Annotated in this window: 1 protein-coding gene; it reads left to right on the top strand. The window is 58.6% G+C overall.

All coding sequences use genetic code 11. The features are described from left to right. The coding region (locus tag AAEZ06_RS28680) for a hypothetical protein (protein ID WP_502948077.1) at positions 1–189 on the top strand (189 nt) is incomplete at its 5' end. Between the last annotated feature and the right edge of the window lie 26 nt (positions 190–215).

The raw sequence follows: 215 nt of genomic DNA, 5'->3' as shown, positions 1-215 counted from the left end.
AGGAACGAGCTTGCTCGCGAAGAACCTGGGGGCGCCGCGGTGATTCAGGAAGCCAGCGTTATCGTTAACGACCATCGCGAGCAAGCTCGCTCCTACATTTTTACCACTCAGGTCGGCTACCAGGCCGCCGTGCTTTTGATCTTGATCTTAGGCGCCCCGTTAACCACGATGGCTGAACGCAGGCATTGATCCGTGGGTAAACCGGCAGGACGCCG

It is taken from the genome of Pseudomonas sp. HY7a-MNA-CIBAN-0227, assembly GCF_040310325.1.
In the GTDB taxonomy this organism is placed as follows: domain Bacteria; phylum Pseudomonadota; class Gammaproteobacteria; order Pseudomonadales; family Pseudomonadaceae; genus Aquipseudomonas.
Note: the sequence above shows the minus strand (reverse complement) of the source record. Positions and strands in the feature narration are given on the sequence as shown.